The following is a 19,348-nucleotide window of genomic DNA, read 5'->3' as shown; positions in this document are numbered from 1 at the left end:
TTAAACCGAACAATTCAGCATCCACTGCACGCCGAATTGGTCGGTCAGCTTGCCGTAGTAATCGCCCCAGGGCTGCATGGCGAGCGGCGTCGTCACCTTGCCGTCCTGGGCCAAGCGCGCGAACAGCTGCTCCGTCTGCTGCTTGTCGTTCATCTGCAGAATGTGCGACGAGCCGCGCATAGGCTCGGCATCATCGTTGTCCGACGCGAAGAACAACACACCCGGCCCTTCGAACCTGGCATGCATGATGCGCCCGCGCATGGCCTCGTTATGGACCGGCATGCCGTCCACGCCATAGCGCAACACGTCGGTGATCCGGCCCAGCCCGCAGCGCGTGTAAAACTCCAGCGCCGGTTCGCACATCGTCGTAAAGAAAAGATAGTTGGAAAGCTGCATGGTCTTGTCCCCGTTGGAGTATGGTGACGTTTTACACCAGCTTATCAATTATATAAATAATTATTTCTGCAAGTTGCCACAATATAAGCAGCCGTGAGTCGTCTACCAAGTAATGACACCACCCAACTCAACCACCGAACAGGACATCGCAGCAACCGTACTGCGGGAACGCTCGCGCCTCGGGAATTTCATCCGGAGCCGCGTCCGCGATCCGACCGATGCGGACGACATCCTGCAGGATGTCTTCTACGAGTTCGTCCAGGCCTACCGCCTGCCGGAGCCGATCGAGCAGGCCAGCGCCTGGCTGTTCCGCGTTGCGCGCAACCGCATCATCGACCGCTTCCGCAAGAAAAAGGAGGTGCGGCTCGACGACATGACGGACGACGATGGCGAGGGCTGCAGCCTCGATCTGCTGCTGCCCTCGGCTGACGGCAGCCCGGAAGACGCCTACGCCCGCTCCGTGCTGCTGGAAGAACTGCAGACGGCGCTGGAAGAATTGCCGGCCAGCCAGCGCGAGGTGTTTGTCGCGCATGAACTGGACGGCGTCAGCTTCAAAGAAATGGCCGCGCAAAGCGGCACCTCGGTCAACACCTTATTGGCGCGCAAACGCTACGCGGTCCTGTACCTGCGCACGCGGCTGCAAACCCTGTACGACAACGAATGATGTAAGAAAGGAGAATCTGAAATGAAAAAGAAACTGCTGTTCCTGCCCCTGATCCTCGCCGGAGTCGCCCTGCTCGGCTGGGTGGTGATGCTGTTATGGAACTGGGTCATGCCCGGCCTGTTCACCGGCAGCCTGCAAATCGACTACTGGCGCGCGCTGGGCTTGCTGGTACTATGCCGTATCCTGTTCGGCGGCTTCCGCGGACGCCATGGCGGCGGCCACGGCGGCCGCGAACGCTGGCAACGCTGGCAGGCGATGACGCCGGAAGAGCGGGCCCAGTTTCACAAAGATAGACACGGCTTCTGCCGTCCCAATAAAGAACAAAAAGACCTATGACCAAACCCGTACCGACGCCGTTTAGCGGCTACCAAAAAGTTGTTGTGGCGATGCTGGCCTTCCTGCAATTCGCCGTCATCCTGGACTTCATGCTGATGTCGCCGCTCGGCGCGGTCATCATGCCGGCGCTGAACATCGGCCCCAAACAATTCGGCCTGGTGGTGTCGGCCTACGCCTTCAGCGCCGGCGCGTCCGGCCTGCTGACCGCCGGTTTCGCCGACCGCTTCGACCGCAAGAAGCTGCTGCTGTTCTTCTACACCGGCTTCATCCTGGGCACGCTGTGGTGCGGCCTGGCGACGAGCTTTGAATCGCTGCTGGCCGCGCGCATCGTCACCGGCCTGTTCGGCGGCGTCATCGGTTCCGTCGTGCTGGCCATCGCCACCGACCTGTTCGCACCGCAGCAGCGCGGCCGCGTCATGGGCCTGATCCAGACCGCGTTCGCCGCCAGCCAGGTGCTGGGCATCCCGGCCGGCATCTACCTGTCGAGCAAGTGGAACTGGCACATCCCCTTCGTCGCCATGGCCGCGTTCGGCCTGACCGGCGGCCTGCTGGTGGCGTGGAAGCTGCAACCGGTCAACGGCCACTTGGGCAAGCCGCAGGAGCACAGCGCCTGGATGCACCTGTTCCATACCGTGACCGAGCGCCGCTACCTGCTGGCCTTCGCCACCACCGCCCTGCTGACCACCGGCGGCTTCATGCTGATGCCGTTCAGCAGCGCCTACGTAGTCAACAACCTGGGCATCGACCTGCAGCACCTGCCGACGGTCTACCTGGTCACCGGCCTGTGCACCATCTTCGTCGGCCCCATGGTCGGCAAGGCGGCCGATGCGGTGGGCAAGTTCCGCGTGTTCCTGTTCGGCACCGCGCTGACCATCACCATGGTGCTGGTCTACACCCACCTGGGCGCGACTTCGCTGGTGGTGCTCATCATCGTCAACACGGTGCTGTTTATCGGAATCTTCTCGCGCATGATCCCGTTCCAGGCCATGATGGCCTCGGTGCCGGCGCAGACCCAGCGCGGCTCGTTCAACGCCATCAGCGCCTCGATCCAGCAGTTGTCGGGCGGCCTGGCGTCGGTCGTGGCCGGCCACATCGTCACACAGAGCGCGACCGGCCGCTTGCAGAACTTCGATGTCGTGGGTTTTGTCGTGGTCGGCACCTCGCTGATCGGCCTGGCGCTGCTGTGGCGCCTGAACCGCAACACCCTGGCCGCACCGGCGCCGCAAGCGGCCGCCTGACGCGCCCTCCCCCGCCACCGCCGCCGCTCGGTCGCGGGGGAACTTTCCCACTCCCCCCGCACTACTTCCTGATTGCAAGCCTCCGGCCACCGATGCCGGAGGCGCCATCGTAGCAAAATGTTTTCATAAATTAAGAAAATCCAATATAGTTGCCACACAGAACTATTTTGAGCATATAATTGCTTCAGAACATCATATCCACCTCATTTATTCGAAAGGGAAACAGCGCATGAACGCCAGGAATATGGACGCAGCCTGCTTACGCGCACTGCGCCGCCGCGGACACTCGGACGCCAGCATTACCGCCATGAGTCCGGAGGAAGCATTTTGTGAATACTGCGCCTATCACGGCATCATGAACCTGCTGCCGGCTACCCTGCAGATGCTGGATAGATTGCGCGGCGAACCGCAGGCGCAGTAACAGGCACCACTCCGGTCACAAACGGCCCGGTCGAGATCCGACCGGGCCGTTTCGTTTTCAGGCACTATGCCGATTTCGATATCAAAGGCCTCTAATGCATCATTGATTGGCTATTGCTCCGCCCCTTATAATTTTTTTATAACAACAAGGGAGACGCCATGATGGAATCATCACTGGGCATGAACGCGCCGAATCCGAACTGGTTCCTGCGCGCGCGGCTGAAAACCCGCCAACTACTGTTGCTGATCGCGCTCGACGACGAACGCACACTCAGTTGCGCGGCCGACGCCCTGTGCATGACCCAGCCGGCCGCATCCAAGCAGCTCCGGGAGCTGGAGGACATGCTCGGCATCGCGCTGTTCGAGCGCCTGCCGCGCGGCATGGAGCCCACCATCTACGGCGAAAGCATGATACGCCACGCCCGCATGGCCCTGACCAGCCTGGCGCGTGCGCACGAAGACATCGTCGCCCTCAAGTCCGGCCTGGCCGGCCAGGTCGATGTCGGCAGCATCATGACGCCGGCCATGCGGCTGCTGCCCTGCGCCATCACCCGCGTCAAACAGCAGGTGCCGCAACTGCGCATCGGCGTGCAGATCGAATCGAGCATGGTGCTGCTCGAACGCCTGCAACGCGGCACCCTCGATTTCCTGCTGGCCCGCATGACCACCTTCCACGACAGCGCCGACCTGCAGTACGAAGAGCTGGCGGCAGAACCGGTGGTTGTGGTGGCGCGCGCCGGCCACCCGCTGGCCGTGCACGACCAGCTCACGCTGCAAGACCTGGCGCGCGCGCCGTGGATCATGCCGCCGCCCGGCACCATCCTGCGCCAGCGCTTCGACCAGCTGTTCCACAACGCCGGCCTGGAGCCGCCGAGCGACGTGGTCGACACCAGCGAGATCGTGCTGATTACCAGCATGCTGCAAATGAGCGACGCGCTCAACGTGATGTCGGCCGACGTCGCGCTGCACTACCAGGAGCTGGGCCAGCTGACGGTGCTGCCGATCGAGCTGGCCTGCCAGATGGACCCGTTCGGCATCATCCGCCGACGCGACAGCCTGCTGTCGCCAGGCGCAGAGCTGCTGCTGCAAGCCATACGACGGCAGGCCGCGCTGGCTATACCGTGTTCGGTATAGCAGTCGCGTAAAAGGTGAATGGACCGCTATGCGCAGCGCGCTTAGCATGCCCCAAAACACCTGGATGGAGACCTCCCTTGAAACAACTACCCGTATCCCTGAAGCGCCGCCTGGCCGGCGCACTATTCCTGATCGCGCCGCTGGCCGGCCACGCCGCATCCACGCTGGAACTGAGCTCGCCCGACCGCCAGCTGCGCGTCACCATCGACACCGGCGAGCAGCTGACGCTGGCGGTCCAGCACCGCGACACCCAACTGGTGCTGCCCACGCCGATAGGCCTCAAGCTGAGCGGCATCGGCACGCTGGGCGACCATCCGCGCCTGACCAAACAGCAGCGCGTGAGCATCGACGCCACGGTGCGCCCACTGGTGGCGCAGAAATCACGCCAGGTGCGCGACCACTACAACGCGCTGCGGCTGGACTTCGCCGGCGGCTACACGCTGGAAGTGCGCGCCTACGACGAAGGAATCGCCTATCGCTTCCGCACCGAGCTGCCCGGCCAGGTGACAGTCGAGGACGAGCTGGCCGGCGTCCACGTACGGCCGCAGGATACGCTGTACTGGCCGCAGGAAAAGTCCATGCAGTCGCACAACGAGCACTACTACCAGCAACTGGCTGTCAGCGAAGCAGCAGGCAAATTGGTCGGCGTGCCGGCGCTGGTGCGCGGCGGCGGCGCACATCTGGTGCTGACCGAATCGGGCCTGCGCGACTATCCCGGCATGTACCTGCACGGCGAAGCGGACGGCCTGCGCGCCGTGTTCCCGAAAGTGGCGCTGGCCGACACCGCACGCGACGACCGCAACGTGCCCGTGACGCAGGAAGCGCCGTACATCGCGCGCACCGCCGGCACGCGCTCGTACCCGTGGCGCATCCTCGGCATCGCCGCCGACGCTGGCGGCCTGCTGCTGAACCAGATGCCCTACCTGCTGGCCGAGCCGCAGGAACTGCAACAGACCGACTGGATCAAGCCAGGCAAGGTCGCCTGGGACTGGTACAACGGCAACAAGCTGTACAACGTGCCGTTCAAGTCCGGCCTGGATACGCGCACCTATCGCCACTACATCGACTTCGCGGCGGAGAACGGCCTCGAATACATCATCATGGACGAAGGCTGGTACGAGCTGGGCAACCTGCTGGCGGTCAAGCCGGAGATCGACATGCCTGCGCTGATGGCGCATGCCAAGGAACGCGGCGTGGGCATCATCCTGTGGGTGTCCTGGAAAACGCTGGACACGCAAATGAAGCCGGCGCTGGACCAGTTCGCGCGCTGGGGCGCGGCCGGCATCAAAGTCGACTTCATGCAGCGTGCCGACCAGTGGATGGTCAACTACTACGAACGCGTGGCGCGTGAAGCGGCCGCCCGCAAACTGCTGGTGGACTTCCACGGCAGCTTCAAGCCCAGCGGCTTGCAGCGCACCTGGCCCAACGTGCTCACCTTCGAAGGTGTGAAAGGGCTGGAGAACAACAAGTGGAGCGACAAGCAAACGCCGGAGCACGATGTCACGCTGCCCTTCATCCGCATGTTCGCCGGGCCGGTTGACTACACGCCAGGCGCGATGAGCAACGCCCACCGCAAGGACTTCGTCGCCAGCTTCGACCGCCCGATGAGCCAGGGTACGCGCGCGCACCAGCTGGCGATGTACGTGATCTACGAAAGCCCGCTGCAGATGCTGGCCGACAGCCCGTCGCAATACCGCGCCAATCCATCGTCGCTGGCCTTCATCCGACAGGTGCCGGTGGAGTGGGACGAAAGCCGCGTGCTGCACGCCGACTTGGGCCACTACGTAGCCATGGCGCGCCGCCGTGGCGACACGTGGTACGTGGGCGCGATGACCGGCAGCGACGGCCGAGAGCTGGCGCTCGACCTGTCCTTCCTCGGCGAAGGCAGCTACCAGATGAGCAGCATGGAAGACGGTCCGAACGCAGCGGTGTTCGCCACCGACGTGCAGCCAGGCAGCGCCAGCGTCACCCGCGACAGCCGCCTCACCATGCGCCTGGCCCCAGGCGGCGGCTGGACCGCCATCATCCGCCCGACCAAGCAGACGCAATAAGGAGCACCACCGCATGCACAAACAAACTCGCCCGCGCGCGGCCGTACTGGCCGCCGCATTGGCCGCCGCCTTCGCCGCCACCATAGCCACCGCGCACGCAGCCAGCGCGATCCACGCAGCGCCACCCGCCTTCACGCCGCGCTGGCAGATCGACGGCAACGCCATCCGCTGGCAAGTCGGCGACACCCATCGCGACCAGCTGGAGATGAGCGGCCGCCAGGTCTCCGCGGTGATCGACTACGGCAGCCAAGCCGACGGCACGCTGCTGCTGACGCGTACCGTGGTATGGCCGATGCTGCGCATCATCCCCGACGACACGCACGCCAGCCTGATACGCAAGTTCGGTCCCGAGGCCACGCCCGCCATCGCCATCGACGGCGCACCAGTCGCCGCCGAGCGCCTGCGGCAAGTACGCTTCGACGGCCAACTCAGTCTGCAATCCGAACTGGCGCCCGGCCTGCTGCTGAACCGCACGCTGACGCCGTCGCCGGACGAACCGGCGCTGGTGGAGCGGCTGGAACTGGTCAACAACGGCAAGACCGCCCGTCGTTACAGCTTCGCCGCGCTGGAGAACAGCGAGACCACGCCGGCCGAACGCGGCACGCACGGCGCCTACGTCATCGCCGTGCAGTCGGCGGCGCACGAAGGCACGCTGGCGCCGGGCGCGCGCGTGCACGTCGACGTCATCATCAGCGGCCGCCTGCAAAACGAGATGGTGTACGTGGATGCGGACGAAGCACTGCAAGCGCGCGCCCGCAAAGTCGCACAATGGCGCAACGAGTTAGTACTCGAAACGCCGGACCCTGTACTCGACGCCATGTTCGCCTTCTCCAAAGTGCGCGCCGCCGAAAGCGTATTCGCCACACGCGGCGGCCTGCTGCACGGACCGGGCGGCACGCGCTACTACGCCGCCGTCTGGGCCAACGACCAGGCCGAATACGTCAATCCCTTCTTCCCCTACCTGGGCGACCGCGCCGCCGTGCAGAGCGCGCTGACCAGCTTCGGCCTGTTCGCCCGCTACATGAATCCCGAGTACCGGCCGCTGCCCTCCTCCATCGTCGCAGAAGGACGCAGCTACTGGAACGGCGCCGGCGACCGCGGCGACTGCGCCATGATCTCCTACGGCGCCAGCCAGTTCGCACTGGCCCAGGGCGACGCCGGCACCGCGCGCCAGCTGCTGCCCTTGATCGACTGGTGTCTGGAATTCACGCGCCGTCAGCGCGACGGCGAAGGCATCGTCCATTCCGACAGCGACGAACTGGAAGGCCGCTTCCCATCCGGCAAAGCCAACCTGTCGACCAACGTACTGGCCTACGGCGGCCTGACCGGCGCCGCGCGCCTGAACGCGGCCCTGGGCGACGCGCAGCGCGCCGCAGCGCTGCGGCAGGAGGCGCAGGAACAACGCACCGCCATCGAACGCCACTTCGGCACATCCATCGGCGGCTACGACACCTATCGCTACTACGCCGGCAACGACAAGCTGCGCGCCTGGATCGCGCTGCCGCTGGCGCTGGGGATCAACGAACGCCAACGCGGCACCATCGACGCGCTGCTGTCGCCGCAACTGTGGTCGGAGAACGGCGTGCTGACCGAGGCAGGCGACAAAACCTTCTGGGACCGCGCCACCTTGTACGCGTTGCGCGGCCTGTTGAAAGCGGGCGAACTGGAACGCACCATGCCCTATCTGCGCTACTACTCCGGCCGCCGCCTGCTGGGCGAGCACGTACCGTATGCAGTGGAAGCCTGGCCGGAAGGCCAGCAACGCCACCTGTCGGCAGAAAGCGGGTTGTATGCGCGGGTGATGACGGAAGGCTTGTTCGGCATCGAGGCGACAGGCCTGCGCAGCTTCAGCTTCGCGCCACGTCTGCCCAAGGGCTGGCCGCGCATGGCCTTGCGGCGCATACGCGCGTTCGGCGCGGGTGGTACAGGCGAAGGCCTCGATCTGGTGACGACGCGCCTGCGTCCAGGCCAGCCGGCGCAACGCGTGCTGGTGCGCCTGGACGGCAAGACCTTGTTCGATAAAGCCTGGGACGGCAAGGCGCCGTTGCAGATCACGCTGCCCGAATAAACTCCGCATATCGTTTTCAGCAATGGTAGCGACCAAAGATTCATTAGATCGCTAACGCCTCCTTCCCTAGTATGTCTTGGTCGGCTGCCCGTGGTGGCCGACCATCATAAAAACGACTAGGAGACATCATGAAGAACCCCATCCGGATGACGCTTGTAGCCCACGCCCTCGCGCTGGCTTTCGGCGGAGCCCTGCTGTCCGGCGGCATTACCGCACCAGCCTATGCCCAATCGAACGCCACCGGCATCATCTTCGGCCAGATCGCCAATCACAACGGCACCAGCGTGGTATTGGAGAACATCGCCACCGGCGCGCGCCGCACGGTCCATCCGGACGCCAGCGGTCGCTATCAGGCCACCTCCATGCAACCGGGCAGCTACAAGGTCATGCTGATGCGGAATGGCGAAATCGAACGCACGCTGGAAGTGGAAGCCTTGATCGGCCAGGGCGTCGAAGCTTCGTTCGAAGCCCTGCAAGCGGTCACCGTAACGACCCGCCGCCGCACCATCGACGTCAGCAACACCAACAACGGCGCCGTCTTCACCGCGCGCGAACTGGAAGCGCTGCCGGTGGCGCAGAGCATCTCGGGCATCATCCAGCTGGCGCCCAGCACCGCGCGCGGCAATCCGCGCATCGGCGGCGACAGCTTCGGCGGCGCGGGCGTGTCGGAGAACTCGTACTACATCAACGGCTTCCCCGTCACCAATGTGTACAAGCAGATCGGCTCGACCACCCTGCCCTTCTTCGCCATCGCTCAGGCGCAGATACTGCAAGGCGGCTACAGCGCAGAATTCGGCCGCTCCACCGGCGGCGTGGTCAACATCACCACCAAGAGCGGCACCAACCGCTGGGAAGCCGGCGCGGTATTGCAGTACACGCCCAACAAGCTGCGCGCCAAACCGGAGGACACCTACTATCCGCAAACCGGCGCCAACCCGGCCACCGATGGCAAGCTGCTGACCTATCGCGGCGCCAACACCGCCAACGATGTCTTCGGCAGCGCCTATGTCGGCGGACCGCTCATCAAGGACAAGCTGTTCGTGTTCGCCAACGTGGAGCAGGACCGCTTCAACACCGCCTACATCAGCAAGGATTCCGATTCGACCAACAAGACCAACGGCTGGACCGAACGCGAGAGCCGCACGCCGCGCTACCTGGTCAAACTCGATTACAACATCAACGACGATCACCGTCTGGAATTCACCCAGATCCACGACGAGACCAAGAAGACCCAGCAAAACTACGGCTTCAGCTACACCGACCTGCAACGCACCAACGTGCGCGCAGACGGCGTGACCGGCGACGGCGCCATCACCAACGACTCCATCCTCAAGTACACCGGCTTCCTGACCGACCGCCTGACCGTGACGGCACTGGCCGGCCGCTTCAAGTCGACCTACCCGCAAAGCACCGAAGGCTATGTGCCGGGCATCTACCAGGTGTCGGCGCCGGCGCGCGCGCAAGTGCCCGGCCTGGTCTACAGCAACCCGCAGACCATAGGCGGCACCATGCAGGTCGCCAATGCCGAAGACAAGCAATCGACGCTGCGTCTGGATGTCGAGTACAAGCTGGGCGACCACGGCCTGCGCGCCGGTATCGACCACAACAACGTCTCCTCCATCAACGGCTCGTCGCTGGCGGGCGGCGGCAGCTGGATTTACTCGCGCTCGACCAATCCGAACGCAACGGTGCCAGGCGGCCGCTCGCCCGCATCCGGCGGCGGCTACGGCACCCAGGGCTACTACGTGGACGAGTACCACCAGAGCGATGCGGCCTCGCCGCAGACCGACCAGAGCGCGCAGTACGTGCAGGACCGCTGGCAGATCACTGACAGGATCCTGCTGGACCTGGGCCTGCGCAACGAACAGTTCACCAACAAGAACAGCGCCGGCGTCGCCTATGCCGAGCAGCGCCACATGCTGGCGCCACGCCTGGGCGCGGCCTGGGACGCGCGCGGCGACAGCAGCCTGAAGCTCTTCGCCAACGCCGGCCGCTACCATCTGCAAATCCCCACCAGCGTAGCGCTGCGCCTGGCGGGCAACCCGGTGCACATCGACCACTACTTCACCTACACCGGCGTCGATCCGAAAACCGGTGCGCCGACCGGCCTGACCGAAATCAGCCCGCCTTTCTCCGCAGGTAATGAGTACGGCCACCCCAAGGATCCGCACCAGGTCGCCGCCAGCAACCTCGGCGCCACCTACCAGGATGAACTGGCGCTGGGCTTCGAAGCGGCCCTGACGCCGTCTTACACCGTGGGCGCCAAGTTCACCTACCGCACGCTGCGCAACACCATCGAAGACTGGTGCGACCAGCGTCCGGTGAATGCCTGGGCAAGCCGCAACAAGGTCGACGCCAGCCGCTACAACATGCCCTGCCTGCTGATCAATCCAGGCAAGGCCAACACGCTGGAACTGGACCTGGGCGGCGACGGCAAGCTGGTGACGGTGCCGCTGTCGGCCGAAGATATCGGACTGCCGAAAGTGCAGCGCATCTACACCGCGCTGGATCTGTTCGCCGAGCATCCGCTGCGCAACGGCTGGTATGGCAAGGTGAACTACACGCTGTCGCGCAGCCGCGGCAATATGGAAGGCCAGGTCGCATCCGACATCGGCCAGGCCGACATCGCCGCCACCACCGCCTTCGATTATCCCGAGCTGATGGACGGCGCCAATGGCCTGCTGCCGAACAACCACACGCATGTGCTGAAGGCTTACGGCTACTACCAGCTGACGCCGGAGTGGCGCGTGGGCACCAACATCAACATCGTTTCCGGCGGACCGAAGTCCTGCATCGGCAACCTGCCCAAGGCGCTCAACGTCAACAACAACCCGGCCGGCTGGTACGGCGCGGCCACCTTCTACTGCGACGAGAAACTGTCGCCGCGCGGTTCGGCCGGCACGCTGCCGACCGATATGCGGCTGGCCTTGAACGCGACCTACATGCCGGCCTGGTTCAAGGGCCTGACACTGAAGGCCGACGTGTTCAACCTGCTGAACCGCCAGACCGTCATGGCCACCCAGCCGGTCTACAACTCGGGCGCCGACACCATCAACCCGTACTACAACCAGGTGCTGGGCCGCGCGCCTGAACGCCAGGTGCGCTTCTCGGCGGAGTACAACCACAAGTTCTGACCGACGAAAAAAAACCACCAGCCTGAACGCGTTCAGTGCTGGTGGTGTTTTTGCATTACAGTGTTTGTATCAACGTTGTATTAACGGTAAAACGCTTCGACCTTGCCTTTCAGCTTGATGAGCATAGGATTGCCGTAGCGGTCCAGGCTTTTGCCGGCCGGTACTTTGATCCAGCCTTCGCTGATGCAGTACTCATCGACGTCCAGGCGTTCTTTGTCGTTAAAACGGATGCCCACATCGTGTTCGAACACGGCGGCAACGTGGAATTTGCTGCGCGGGTCGATCGACAGGCGATCGGGCAGCGGAGGGAGTTGAGTAGTATCGTTCATCCCGGCATTATATCAGCTGGTTTTGAAGATGAGCTGCGCCACCCGTTGCAATTTCGGGTACACCATCGGCACCGTCAGCATCGTGCTGCCGATCGCCATCAGCAGCAGCGCGGTGAAGGTCTCGCTGGTGATGATCTGCTTGTCGAGCAGGATATTGACGAAAATGATCATGATCAGCGCCTTGGTCTGCAACAGCCAGCCGATGATGGACGCTTCGCCCGGCCCCCACTTGAGGATCTTGCCGGCGATATGGATGCCGGCCAGCTTGCCGCTGACCGAAGCGATTAACAGCACCGCCGCCACGATGAATACGGCCGAACCGCCCACCGCCCAGTTGGTGCGCAGGCCGGTGCTGAGGAAGAACACCGGCATGATGGCCATCAGCACATTGGCGCGCAGGAAGTCCATTTTCTCCTGGTTGAACCAGTCCGCATCCATCACCGCGCCGGCCAGGAAGGCGCCGACCATGTAGTGCAGGCCGGCCCAGTCTGCGGCGAACGCGCACACCGCCAGCCAGATGAAGGACACATACCAGCGGTCGCGCTCCTCCAGCCGCACCATCATCATGCGGAACAGTTTGGTCGCGACGGCAAACACCACCAGGAAGCCCAGCTGGCGGCCGACGCGGTCCCAGTCCAGCAGGATCACGGCCAGCACGCCCCAGATGGCGATATCGTCCAGGCTGGCGTAGCGCAGAATGCGCTGGCCGATGGGCTGGCGCAGGATTTCCAGTTTTTCCATCAATAGGATCAGGATGGGCAGCGCCGTCACCGCGCAAGCCATGCCCACGCCCAGCACGAACTGCCAGCTTTGCGCCTTCGGCCCCATCCAGCCGGCGTAGCCGACCAGGCCCAGCGCGGCGATGCAGCCGAACACCAGCGGCGTGCCCAGCGCCAGGCCGGCGGTGATGGTGCTTTCGCGGCGGTGCTCCCAGGCCTTCTTCAAGTCCAGCTCGATACCGGCGATCATCACGAAGATCATCACCGCCCACCAGGCCACGCCGTTGAGCGACTGCACCACCTGCGGGTTGAACACGAAACTGTAGTACTCCGGATAGGCACGGCCCATGATGCCCGGCCCCAGCAGGATGCCGGTGATGATCTGCACCACCACCAGCGGCGCGTAGTAGTCGGTGTTGCCGAAGCGCCAGATCAGGTACGGCACGCTAAAAATTATCATCATCGCGATCAGGAAGATCTCGGTGGTGCCCATGTGCATAAAAGTCTCCGTTATTTTTCTGTAGTTTAGGTAAAGCTTTTCTTAAGCCGTAGCAATTCTAGCGCCGAACTGCCACGGCAAAAAACTGTAGTTTGAATTCTGTGGCGTAAAGTGCAAAAAAATACTTGCGTACGCAAGCAATTACGATATACTTGCTTAATCAGGTATTTATCAAGAACAAATCAACAAAAGGAACGAGCATGAGCGAGATCAATCAAGAGATGAATCAAGACATCCCGGCCGACGTCAGTCCGAGCCTGGAATTTGCCCTGCGCCTGGCGCGCGCCCAGGCCGCGCTGGTGCGCCGGCTCGACCAAGTGCTGGGCGGCTACCACGGCATCAGCTTCGGCGACTTCATGCTGCTGCACTACCTGAACCGCGCCCCCGGCGGCCGCCTGCGCCGCGTCGACCTGGCCGAGCGCCAGGGCCTGACCGCGTCCGGCGTCACCCGCACCCTGCTGCCGCTGGAAAAGATCGGCCTGGTCGAACGCCAGCAAGACCCGCGTGACGCCCGCGTCGCCTACGCCGCCATCACCGCCACCGGCCGCGAGCTGCTGGCCAACGCCATCACCGTGGCCGAGCAGATCAGCAAGGAATTGCTGCGCAACTGCCCCACCGCGCATTTCGACGAACTGAGCGGCGCACTCGCCCTCATCGCCGGCATGAACGCCTCCAACTCCTGAACGAGACCGCCACCATGGACGATCCGAAAAAACTGCAACGCGCGGCCTTGATGCGCAACCACAACTTCAAATGGCTGTTGCGCGGCGGAGTGATCTCCATGCTGGGCGATCAACTGACGATGGTGGCCCTGCCCTGGCTGGTGCTCAAGCTGACCGGCGACACGCTGGCGCTGGGCCTGGTCATCGCGCTGATGAGCGTGCCGCGCGCCATCTTCATCCTGATCGGCGGCGCCGTGGTGGACCGCTACTCGCCCAAGCGCGTGCTGATGCTGAGCAAATACGCCAACGCCCTGCTGCTCGGCCTGCTGACCCTGCTGGTGCTGAACAACCAGCCGACCATGACCGTATCGCTGAGCGCATCACTGTCCGTGACGCTGGACCTGAACGCCCACCTGACGCTGATGATCATCTACGTGCTGGCCTTGGGCATCGGCCTGGCGCAAGCCTTCGGCATCCCGTCCGGCACCAGCATCATGCCGCAGGCGATCGCCGCCGAGCACCTGCAGGCGGCCAATGGCTTCCTGATGGGGCTGCGCCAGCTGTCGATGCTGATCGGCCCGCTGATGGCGGCCGGCCTGCTGGCGCTGTCCGGCAACAGCGGCGGCGTGATCGCCGACGCCCGTGGCCTGGCCTTCGCCTTCGGCCTCGATTGCCTCAGCTTCCTGGCCTCGGCCTGGACCTTGTCCAAGGTCGGCAAGCTGGCCACGCCGGCGCAGCAGGAAGCGCCGCAATCGGTGCTGCGCTCCGTGGGCGCCGGCCTGATGATGGTATGGAACGACGTGCCGATGCGGATGTGCTTCATCTACTGGGGCATCGTCTCGCTGTTCATCGGCGGCTCGATGCAGGTGGCGATCCCGGTGCTGGCCAGCGAACAGCTGCACGGCGCCTCCACCCTCGGCCTGCTGATGGGCGCCAACGGCGCCGGCATGCTGCTCGGGATGGCCGGCGCCGCCGCGGCCGGAGCGCGCCTGCGCTTCGCCAGCTTCGGCACCTTGCTGCTGCTGGTGGACGGCGTCGCCGGCCTGCTGGTGATGCCGCTGGGCGCCGTGCACGCCGCCTGGCAGGCGGCCGCGCTGATGCTGGCGCTAGGCCTGCTGTCGGGCTACATGCAGATCAACGTCTTCACCTGGATACAGCGGCGCGTGCCGCCGCACATGATGGGCCGCGCCATGAGCATCTTCATGTTCATCTTCATGGGACTGGCGCCGTTGTCGGCCGCCGTCACCGGCTGGGTGCTGACGATGATCTCGCTGTCGCAATTGTTCTTCGGCGGTGGCATCATACTGGTGGTGTTCGCGGCGCTGGCGTATCTGCTCACGCCGATCCGCGACATCACGAGCAGCACCAACACCCCGCAACCGCAGTAAAAGGAAACGTGCATGGAAACCAAATGGCTGGAAGACTTCATCTCGCTGGTCGAGACCAATAATTTCAGCCGCTCGGCGGCGCTGCGGCATGTGACGCAGCCCGCCTTTTCCCGCCGCATCCAGTCGCTGGAGAACTGGCTGGGCACGGACCTGGTCGACCGCACCTCCTACCCCACCACGCTGACGCCCGCCGGCATCGTGTTCTACGAGCAGGCGCTGGAGATGCTGGCGCAGATCAACGGCGCGCGCGACATGCTGCGCTCCAAGCGCGCCGCCGCGCAGACCAGCATCGACCTGGCCGTGCCGCACACGCTGTCGCTGACCTTCGTGCCGAAATGGCTGACCGCATTGGAGCACGACTTCGCGCCCATCAGCAGCCGCCTGATGGCGCTCAACGTGCACGACGCCGTGATGCAGCTGGTCGAAGGCGGCTGCGACCTGCTGCTGTGCTACCACCATCCGCGCCAGCCGGTGCAGCTCGATCCGGGCCGCTACGACATGCTGGTGCTGGGCCGCGAATCGCTGTGCGCCTACGCCCGCTGCGACAAGAACAAGGCGCCGGAATTTACGCTGCCCGGCACCAAGAAGGAGCCGCTGCCGTTTTTGTCGTACACGAATAACGCCTACCTGGGCCGCATGGTGGAGCTGATCCTGACCGACGCCAAAACCCCGCTGCACCTGGACCCGCACTACGAAACCGACATGGCCGAAGGCCTGAAGATGATGGCGCTGGAAGGCCGAGGCGTGGCCTTCCTGCCCGAATCTGCGGTGACGCGGGAACTCAAGCAAAAGCAGCTGGCGCGCGCCGACGGCGGCGCCTCGGAATGGGAAATCGAAATGGAAATCCGCCTCTACCGCGAGCGCCCGTCGGCGCACCGGCGCGGCAAGGCCATCGTCGAACGGCTGTGGGAATTCCTCGAACAGCAGCAGAAAAACAGCGGCCGCAAACGCCGCGTCGCGGTGTCGGAACGCTAGCCGATTCAGTAGCACTACGGAGTACCGCTGCAGTACCACTTCGTTAACTATGCATTTTTTGCATAGCCGAATGCGCATACAGCATTGGCCCCTCTCAAGCCTCCAGGCCTATGATTCGCTCCACTTGAAGACCGCCACGAGCGGATTTCAGCCACGAATTCCATCGGAGACTTGAGCATGACCACTGTACAAGCACACGCACTTCCTTCCTACCTCAATCCAGAAGACCTGGGCCCTTGGGGCGTCTACCTGCAGCAGATCGACCGCGTTACCCCGCACTTGGGCAGCCTGTCGCGCTGGGTCGAGACCCTGAAGCGTCCGAAGCGCATCCTGACCGTCGACGTGCCGATCGAGCGCGATGACGGCACCATCGCCCACTACGAAGGCTACCGCGTCCAGCACAATATGTCGCGCGGCCCAGGTAAAGGCGGCGTGCGCTTCCACCAGGACGTGACCCTGTCCGAAGTGATGGCACTGTCGGCATGGATGACCGTGAAAAACGCGGCAGTCAACGTGCCATACGGCGGCGCCAAAGGCGGCATCCGTGTCGATCCTAAGACCCTGTCCCGTGGTGAGCTGCAGCGCCTGACCCGCCGCTACACCAGCGAAATCTCGCTGATTATCGGACCAAACAAGGACATCCCGGCACCGGACGTCAACACCAACGAACAGGTGATGGCTTGGATGATGGACTCCTACGCCATGATCGAAGGTAATCTGTCGACCGGCGTCGTCACCGGCAAACCTATCTCGCTGGGCGGCTCGCTGGGCCGCCGCGAAGCGACCGGCCGTGGCGTGTTCGTCGTAGGCCGCGAAGCCGCCGCCAAGCGCGGTGTCGCTATCGAAGGCGCTCGTGTTGCGATCCAGGGCTTCGGCAACGTCGGCGGCGTGGCAGCGACCATGTTCGCGGAAGCCGGCTCCAAAGTCATCGCCGTACAGGATCACACCGGCACCGTCGTACATCAAGGTGGCCTGGACGTGGAACGTCTGCACAAGCACGTCGCCGAATGCGGCAGCGTGAGCGGCTTCCCAGGCGCTGAAGCCTTCCTGGACCGCGACGCGTTCTGGGGCATCGAATCGGACATCCTGATTCCGGCCGCACTGGAACAGCAGATCACCGCCGCCAACGCGCCGAAGATCCGCACCAAGATCATCCTGGAAGGCGCCAACGGCCCGACCACCCCGGAAGCGGACGACATCCTGACCGACAAGGACGTGCTGATCGTGCCGGACGTGCTGGCCAACGCCGGCGGCGTGACCGTATCGTACTTCGAGTGGGTACAGGACTTCTCCAGCTTCTTCTGGAGCGAGGACGAGATCAACGCCCGTCTGACCCGCATCATGCAGGACGCCTTCAACGCCGTATGGTCGGTGTCGCAGGAGAAGAAGGTCACGCTGCGTACCGCCACCTTCATCCTGGCGTGCACCCGCGTGCTGCAGGCCCGCGAAGTACGCGGCCTGTATCCATGATCGACTAATCCCCAGCAGTTTGCGCCTGCACCGGCTTCGGCCCGTGCAGGCGTTTTTCGCATTCAGAGCCAATAAAATAACGAGGACACCCATGAGCACCATCGAACAGAAAGCGCTGGCCTACCACCGCGCCGGCAGCGCCGGCAAGATCGCCATCGAAGTGACCAAGAGCGTCAGCACCCAGGAAGACCTGGCGCTGGCGTACTCGCCGGGCGTGGCCGCGCCATGCGTGGAAATCCAGCGCGAGCCGGCCAAGGCCTACGAGTACACCGCCAAGGGCAACCTGGTCGGCGTCATCACCAACGGCACGGCGGTGCTTGGCCTGGGCAATATCGGCGCGCTGGCCGGCAAGCCTGTGATGGAAGGCAAAGTGGTGCTGTTCAAAAAATTCGGCGGCATCGACGCCTTCGACATCGAGATCGACGAAACCGATCCCGATAAGCTGATCGACATCATCGCCGCGCTGCATCCGACCTTCGGCGGCATCAACCTGGAAGACATCAAGGCGCCGGAATGCTTCTACATCGAGCGCAAGCTGCGCGAGCGCCTGTCGATTCCGGTGTTCCATGACGACCAGCACGGCACCGCCATCGTGGTCGGCGCCGGCATGCTGAACGCGATCGAGATGACCGGCCGCGACATCGCCACCGTGAAGATCGTCTGCTCCGGCGCAGGCGCGGCGGCCATCGCCTGCCTGGAACTGCTGGTGGACCTGGGCGCGGAACGCAAGAACATCTACGTCTGCGACAGCAAAGGCGTGCTGACCACCGCCCGCAACCTGGACGGTGAAAAAGCCGCATGGGCGCAGGACACCAATGCCAGCAAGCTGTCCGACGTGATGGAAGGCGCCGACGTGTTCCTCGGCGTGTCCGGTCCCGGCGTGCTGTCGCCGCTGGATATCGAGCGCATGAAGCCGCAGCCTATCGTCTTCACGCTGGCCAATCCGGAGCCGGAGCTGCGTCCGGAACTGGTGCGCGAAGTGGCGCCGGACGCCATCATCGCCACCGGCCGTTCGGACTATCCGAACCAGATCAACAACGCGCTGTGCTTCCCTTACCTGTTCCGCGCGGCGCTGGACTGCGGCGCCTCGACCATCAACCAGGAAATGAAGCGCGCCTGCGTCGTGGCGCTGGCCGACATGGCGCGCAGCGACGCCCGCTTCGGCAAGGACTACGTGGTGCCAGGCCTGCTGGATCCGCGCTTGCTGAGCGGCGTCACGCCGAAGATCGCCACCGCAGCATGGCGCAGCGGCGTCGCCCGCAAGGAGCTGAACGAGCTCGAATACGCGGACGACCTGCGTGATCTGGCGGAATCGCTGATCTAAGCGCAGCCAGGCAGCGCTGCTATTTGATCGCCAGCTTGGTCAAGACCAGCTGCGCGATCGGGTGCGGCCACGACTCGAAGTTGACCAGTCCTGCCTGGACCGGAATGATGCTGGTGACAACCGGACCTTTGCCGGCCGGCGTCACCATCACGCCATTCATCATCAGCGTGTACTTGGTGCGATTGACGATTTCCAGCAGCATCATGGAACTGCCATCTTCCTTGACCGACTGCGTGAAGCGCAAGGAAACGTCGGCGGACTCCGGGCTCGGAAGATACTTGACCGCAGCCACCGCGCCATCCTGAACATCGAGGTTGATGCCGAAGTAATCGTCCTTGAACAGGAACACCGAGCCATTGAGCACGAACGGCACCTTGCCAACCGGGTACTCCACGTAGTGCGTTTTATCCTGATGCAGCCGCAAGGTGTAAGGCTCGCGAAAAACGACGCCCTCGTCGGCCATCGCGAAATTGGTGACGGCCGCCAGGGTCAATACAATGCTTCGGAAGGTAAGATACATAGCGCAGAGAGGTGACTAAAT

At 63.9% G+C, this 19,348-nt stretch carries 17 protein-coding genes; 13 read left to right on the top strand and 4 right to left on the bottom strand.

Features of this window, described 5'->3' with window-relative positions; all coding sequences use genetic code 11:
- Positions 1–396 (bottom strand): VOC family protein, encoded by a 396-nt coding sequence (locus GEV02_RS12195; RefSeq protein WP_152838240.1) that lies wholly within the window; start codon positions 394–396, stop codon positions 1–3.
- A gap of 112 nt (positions 397–508) precedes the next feature.
- Between GEV02_RS12195 and GEV02_RS12190 the strand changes: the two genes are divergently transcribed.
- The 8 genes from GEV02_RS12190 (at position 509) to GEV02_RS12155 (ending at position 11,441) form a co-directional block, all read left to right on the top strand.
- A complete protein-coding gene (locus GEV02_RS12190; RefSeq protein WP_152838239.1) occupies positions 509–1,060 on the top strand; it encodes an RNA polymerase sigma factor in 552 nt (183 codons plus the stop codon).
- A gap of 21 nt (positions 1,061–1,081) precedes the next feature.
- Entirely contained in the window at positions 1,082–1,396 is a 315-nt protein-coding gene (locus GEV02_RS12185; protein WP_152807352.1) for a hypothetical protein, read from the top strand.
- Complete coding sequence (locus GEV02_RS12180) at positions 1,393–2,634, top strand: MFS transporter (RefSeq protein ID WP_152838238.1); 1,242 nt, start codon at positions 1,393–1,395, stop codon at positions 2,632–2,634. The genes GEV02_RS12185 and GEV02_RS12180 overlap by 4 nt, the downstream gene beginning before the upstream one ends.
- Positions 2,635–2,863: 229 nt before the next feature.
- The gene (locus GEV02_RS12175) at positions 2,864–3,055 is read left to right on the top strand and encodes a hypothetical protein (RefSeq protein WP_152838237.1); all 192 of its coding nucleotides are present in this window, start codon (positions 2,864–2,866) and stop codon (positions 3,053–3,055) included.
- Positions 3,056–3,234: 179 nt separating this feature from the next.
- Positions 3,235–4,188 (top strand): LysR family transcriptional regulator, encoded by a 954-nt coding sequence (locus tag GEV02_RS12170; protein ID WP_152838540.1) that lies wholly within the window; start codon positions 3,235–3,237, stop codon positions 4,186–4,188.
- 77 nt (positions 4,189–4,265) lie between these two features.
- Entirely contained in the window at positions 4,266–6,239 is a 1,974-nt protein-coding gene (locus GEV02_RS12165; protein WP_152838236.1) for a glycoside hydrolase family 97 protein, read from the top strand.
- A 13-nt stretch (positions 6,240–6,252) separates the two neighbouring features.
- The gene (locus GEV02_RS12160) at positions 6,253–8,307 is read left to right on the top strand and encodes a glucosidase family protein (protein ID WP_152838235.1); all 2,055 of its coding nucleotides are present in this window, start codon (positions 6,253–6,255) and stop codon (positions 8,305–8,307) included.
- Between the two features lie 128 nt (positions 8,308–8,435).
- Positions 8,436–11,441 carry a TonB-dependent receptor gene (locus GEV02_RS12155; protein WP_152838234.1) on the top strand — a complete coding sequence of 1,002 codons (3,006 nt, stop codon included), beginning with the start codon at positions 8,436–8,438 and terminating at the stop codon, positions 11,439–11,441.
- Positions 11,442–11,521: 80 nt separating this feature from the next.
- On the opposite strand, the gene GEV02_RS12150 is transcribed toward GEV02_RS12155, so the two are convergent.
- Together GEV02_RS12150 and GEV02_RS12145 are read right to left on the bottom strand one after the other, a co-directional pair.
- Positions 11,522–11,770: a DUF3297 family protein gene (locus tag GEV02_RS12150; RefSeq protein ID WP_008447201.1), complete on the bottom strand. Its 249-nt coding sequence runs from the start codon at positions 11,768–11,770 to the stop codon at positions 11,522–11,524.
- A gap of 12 nt (positions 11,771–11,782) precedes the next feature.
- Positions 11,783–12,988, bottom strand: coding sequence for a cation:proton antiporter (locus GEV02_RS12145; protein WP_152838233.1), 1,206 nt, complete (start codon positions 12,986–12,988; stop codon positions 11,783–11,785).
- Between the two features lie 200 nt (positions 12,989–13,188).
- Here GEV02_RS12145 and GEV02_RS12140 point away from each other — a divergent pair, with 200 nt between their 5' ends.
- From GEV02_RS12140 to GEV02_RS12120, 5 genes are all read left to right on the top strand, one after another.
- Positions 13,189–13,671 carry a MarR family winged helix-turn-helix transcriptional regulator gene (locus tag GEV02_RS12140; RefSeq protein WP_152838232.1) on the top strand — a complete coding sequence of 161 codons (483 nt, stop codon included), beginning with the start codon at positions 13,189–13,191 and terminating at the stop codon, positions 13,669–13,671.
- Positions 13,672–13,685: 14 nt separating this feature from the next.
- Entirely contained in the window at positions 13,686–15,038 is a 1,353-nt protein-coding gene (locus tag GEV02_RS12135; protein WP_152838231.1) for an MFS transporter, read from the top strand.
- Between the two features lie 12 nt (positions 15,039–15,050).
- The gene (locus GEV02_RS12130) at positions 15,051–16,013 is read left to right on the top strand and encodes a LysR substrate-binding domain-containing protein (RefSeq protein ID WP_152838230.1); all 963 of its coding nucleotides are present in this window, start codon (positions 15,051–15,053) and stop codon (positions 16,011–16,013) included.
- Positions 16,014–16,190: 177 nt separating this feature from the next.
- Complete coding sequence (locus GEV02_RS12125; RefSeq protein ID WP_152838229.1) at positions 16,191–17,483, top strand: Glu/Leu/Phe/Val family dehydrogenase; 1,293 nt, start codon at positions 16,191–16,193, stop codon at positions 17,481–17,483.
- Between the two features lie 91 nt (positions 17,484–17,574).
- A complete protein-coding gene (locus GEV02_RS12120) occupies positions 17,575–18,807 on the top strand; it encodes a malic enzyme-like NAD(P)-binding protein (protein ID WP_152807361.1) in 1,233 nt (410 codons plus the stop codon).
- A gap of 19 nt (positions 18,808–18,826) precedes the next feature.
- On the opposite strand, the gene GEV02_RS12115 is transcribed toward GEV02_RS12120, so the two are convergent.
- Positions 18,827–19,300, bottom strand: a complete 474-nt coding sequence (locus GEV02_RS12115; protein ID WP_152838228.1) for a hypothetical protein — start codon at positions 19,298–19,300, stop codon at positions 18,827–18,829.
- Between the last annotated feature and the right edge of the window lie 48 nt (positions 19,301–19,348).

The organism is Rugamonas aquatica, from assembly GCF_009380215.1.
Lineage (GTDB): Bacteria > Pseudomonadota > Gammaproteobacteria > Burkholderiales > Burkholderiaceae_D > Rugamonas > Rugamonas aquatica_B.
This window is presented reverse-complemented; position numbering and strand designations above follow the sequence as displayed.

Bases quoted from the DNA above. Each gene is read 5' to 3' on its own strand.
- GEV02_RS12195 (WP_152838240.1), bottom strand. From the start codon at position 396: ATGCAGCTTTCCAACTATCTTTTCTTTACGACGATGTGCGAACCGGCG.
- GEV02_RS12190 (WP_152838239.1), top strand. From the start codon at position 509: ATGACACCACCCAACTCAACCACCGAACAGGACATCGCAGCAACCGTA.
- GEV02_RS12185 (WP_152807352.1), top strand. From the start codon at position 1,082: ATGAAAAAGAAACTGCTGTTCCTGCCCCTGATCCTCGCCGGAGTCGCC.
- GEV02_RS12180 (WP_152838238.1), top strand. From the start codon at position 1,393: ATGACCAAACCCGTACCGACGCCGTTTAGCGGCTACCAAAAAGTTGTT.
- GEV02_RS12175 (WP_152838237.1), top strand. From the start codon at position 2,864: ATGAACGCCAGGAATATGGACGCAGCCTGCTTACGCGCACTGCGCCGC.
- GEV02_RS12170 (WP_152838540.1), top strand. From the start codon at position 3,235: ATGAACGCGCCGAATCCGAACTGGTTCCTGCGCGCGCGGCTGAAAACC.
- GEV02_RS12160 (WP_152838235.1), top strand. From the start codon at position 6,253: ATGCACAAACAAACTCGCCCGCGCGCGGCCGTACTGGCCGCCGCATTG.
- GEV02_RS12155 (WP_152838234.1), top strand. From the start codon at position 8,436: ATGAAGAACCCCATCCGGATGACGCTTGTAGCCCACGCCCTCGCGCTG.
- GEV02_RS12150 (WP_008447201.1), bottom strand. From the start codon at position 11,770: ATGAACGATACTACTCAACTCCCTCCGCTGCCCGATCGCCTGTCGATC.
- GEV02_RS12145 (WP_152838233.1), bottom strand. From the start codon at position 12,988: ATGCACATGGGCACCACCGAGATCTTCCTGATCGCGATGATGATAATT.
- GEV02_RS12140 (WP_152838232.1), top strand. From the start codon at position 13,189: ATGAGCGAGATCAATCAAGAGATGAATCAAGACATCCCGGCCGACGTC.
- GEV02_RS12135 (WP_152838231.1), top strand. From the start codon at position 13,686: ATGGACGATCCGAAAAAACTGCAACGCGCGGCCTTGATGCGCAACCAC.
- GEV02_RS12130 (WP_152838230.1), top strand. From the start codon at position 15,051: ATGGAAACCAAATGGCTGGAAGACTTCATCTCGCTGGTCGAGACCAAT.
- GEV02_RS12125 (WP_152838229.1), top strand. From the start codon at position 16,191: ATGACCACTGTACAAGCACACGCACTTCCTTCCTACCTCAATCCAGAA.
- GEV02_RS12120 (WP_152807361.1), top strand. From the start codon at position 17,575: ATGAGCACCATCGAACAGAAAGCGCTGGCCTACCACCGCGCCGGCAGC.